The sequence below is a fragment of the Mesorhizobium sp. B3-1-9 genome, assembly GCF_006439595.1.
GTDB lineage: Bacteria > Pseudomonadota > Alphaproteobacteria > Rhizobiales > Rhizobiaceae > Mesorhizobium.
The window spans coordinates 1-2,718 of sequence record NZ_VFTJ01000051.1 but is presented as its reverse complement, the minus strand read 5'-3'; the positions used below and the strand labels follow the sequence as shown (position 1 = coordinate 2,718).

General features: G+C 60.7%; 3 protein-coding genes. All 3 read left to right on the top strand.

Features of this window, described 5'->3' with window-relative positions; genetic code table 11:
- Positions 1 to 1,438, top strand: a 1,438-nt coding sequence (locus FJW07_RS31540; protein ID WP_181182789.1) for a recombinase family protein, incomplete at its 5' end; no start/stop codon positions are given.
- A gap of 391 nt (positions 1,439 to 1,829) precedes the next feature.
- Positions 1,830 to 2,096, top strand: a complete 267-nt coding sequence (locus FJW07_RS31530) for a type II toxin-antitoxin system ParD family antitoxin (RefSeq protein WP_140660013.1) — start codon at positions 1,830 to 1,832, stop codon at positions 2,094 to 2,096.
- Positions 2,097 to 2,099: 3 nt separating this feature from the next.
- Complete coding sequence (locus FJW07_RS31525) at positions 2,100 to 2,411, top strand: type II toxin-antitoxin system RelE/ParE family toxin (RefSeq protein ID WP_140660012.1); 312 nt, start codon at positions 2,100 to 2,102, stop codon at positions 2,409 to 2,411.
- Positions 2,412 to 2,718 lie beyond the last annotated feature (307 nt).

Here is a 2,718-nt window from a genome sequence, read left to right as displayed (position 1 = left end):
CCTCAAGACCCATCGCGGCCTGCGGGGTAGGGTGGAGAAAGGCAAGGCCGGGGGCGGGCTGTCATACGGCTACCGGGTGGTGAAGAAGCTGGATGGAGCAGGCGAGCCCGTTCGCGGCGACCGCGAGATCGTGCCGGAGGAAGCGGCCATCGTGCGCCGCATCTTCCGCGAGTTCGCCGCCGGCAAGAGTCCGAAGGCGATCGCCGCTGACCTCAACAAGGAGGGCGTTCCTGGCCCGCTCGGCCGACACTGGGGCGATACCAGCGTGCGCGGGCATGTAATCCGCGGTACCGGCGTCATCAACAACGAGCTCTATACCGGTGTACTGGTTTGGAACCGCCTCCACTTCGTCAAGGATCCCGCCACCGGCAAGCGCGTCTCACGGGCCAATCCAGCAGCGAAATGGATCCGCACTGAGGTGCCGCATCTCAGGATCGTCGACAACGAATTGTGGCAGGCCGTGAAGGAGAGACAGAAATCCATCGCCAGCCAGTTCGAGGCGGTGGCTATCGCCACGCGCAAGGCCCGGGCCAGAAAGCTGCACACGATGAAGCGGCCCGTCTCCCTCCTGTCCGGCTTGCTTACGTGCGGCTACTGCGGAGGGCGCTACGGCCTGTTCACACGCGACCGTTATGCCTGCCTCAACCACCAGCGCCGGGGCATCTGCGACAACAGCCGCACCATCACCCGCGAGAAGATCGAGCAGCGAGTCCTCGCAGGCCTCAAGGAAAGGCTCGTCTCTGCCGATGCCGTGGCCGAGGCGATCAGAGCTTTTGCCCAGGAGACCAATCGCCTCAACCAGGAGCGTCGCGCCCAAAGCGAACAGGACCGCAGAGCGCTCGACAAGATCGAACGTGCCATCGCCGGCATGATGGCCGCGATCGAGGATGGCCTGTACCAACCTTCGATGAAAGCGAGAATGGAAGACCTGGAGAGGCAGAAGGCAGAGATAACCGCGCGTCTGGCAGTGGCGCCCACTGACGTGCCCGACCTGCATCCCAACATCGCCACTCTTTATAAGAAGCGGGTCGAGCAGTTCACGCAAGCGCTGGCCGACCAAGAGGATGGACGTCCAGCCGCCGAGGCGTTGCGCTCGTTGATCGGACAGGTCGTACTCACGCCCGGCGACAAGCGCGGTGAGGTCCACGCCGAGCTACGCGGCGAGCTGTTCGGCATTCTCGAACTCGCTAAACCTGACCAAAATCAAACGTCTGACGGTGTTATGACAAAAGTCGTTGCGGGTCCCCGCAACCAACCTCAAAACGGCCCGCTCAACGCGGGCCGTTTTGCGTTGGAGGATCGCGGACGGGCACACAGGGCGACAGGCTCTCGCCAAGGCCGAATCATTCCCTCCACATTGGCGCCGAGTGCGATGCTCGCTTTGAGCTGGGGCCAACGAATGCGTGTCGCGCAAAAGTGTGCAGCGGTTTTGCGATAACGACATGCATGAAAACAAAGCCAAAGCGCGTCGCCTGAATCCGCTTCAGCGCGACGCGCTTGAGGACGTTGAAACGAGAGACACCTATTCCGAGACCAGTGCCCAACCAGGTGCGAAATAATATTAGCCGGTTGAGCTTAAACTCAGCCGGCTTTTGTGTCCCAGTCGCCTCGCAAATGGAGAGAGCAGAGATCGTGGAATAGGCCGCCTGGCGATCCTCGATCGGGCGCCGGCGTCCCGACCCGGAATTTTGATCGCTGCCGATTCGGGTACGGTTGGATCTTCCACTGAATCGCATCGGGTGAATTGGAATCGAATCAACCAAATTGCTAATTTCTGCTATCTATTGCTATATCTGCCATCCGGCCCCATATTCCCGAGAAGGTTCCCCATGCCCAACTATGCTTTGAACGATCATTATGAGCGCTTCATCAGGAAGCAGCTCGAATCGGGCCGCTACAACAATGCCAGCGAGGTTGTCCGCGCCGGCCTGCGCATGCTCGAGGATTTTGAGGCGGAGCGAGAGAAGTGGCTGCGCGAGGAAATCCCGTCGCGCATGGCCGAGCTCCAGCAAGATCCGGCAAAGGGTATCCCCGCCGAAACGGTGTTTTCCCGGCTGGAGGTCCGTCATCGTGCGCGGCAGGCGAAAGCCAAGTAGGGGATGGAATACCGGATTGTCTTCCACGCGAGCGCGGAAGCTGAACTCGAACAGCTCTATGACGATATAGCCGAGCGTGCATCGCCGGCGGTTGCCTGGGATTTTGTCGTGGGCATCCGCGATCATTGTCTAGGCTTGTCGACATTTCCACGGCGCGGCACTGAGCGGGTGGAGATCATGCCGGGGCTGCGGATCATCGGTTATCGTCGCGCGGTCAGTATCGCTTTCGCCATCGACGGCGAGCGTGTGCTGATCCTGGGCATCTTCTACGCGGGCCGGAACATCACGCCTGAATTGCTCGAGGGACGGCTCTAAATCGAGGTTCAAGCGGCCGCGGTGATCGCATCCGGCTAAGTGCCGCAGGGCGATTTCGGTTGAAGGCATCCCGCTCGGCTGAGCGGTTGTGGCTGGTATCGCCGGGATGGTTGGCAACAGAACGTCGGGCCAAAATTCAACCAAGCCAGCTCACCTTTTTGCCGCCGCGGACATCTCCACGAGAAATCGAAAAAAGAGCGATCTTGGCTGTTGACAGTTCGATCGGGGGGCGACTATATACGGCCCACGAACGAGGGCGGTGCGCCGCTGGCGACGAAGAAGTTTGCTTCTAAGTCTGCCCTCTTTG

Bases quoted from the DNA above. Each gene is read 5' to 3' on its own strand.
- FJW07_RS31525 (WP_140660012.1), top strand. From the start codon at position 2,100: ATGGAATACCGGATTGTCTTCCACGCGAGCGCGGAAGCTGAACTCGAA.
- FJW07_RS31530 (WP_140660013.1), top strand. From the start codon at position 1,830: ATGCCCAACTATGCTTTGAACGATCATTATGAGCGCTTCATCAGGAAG.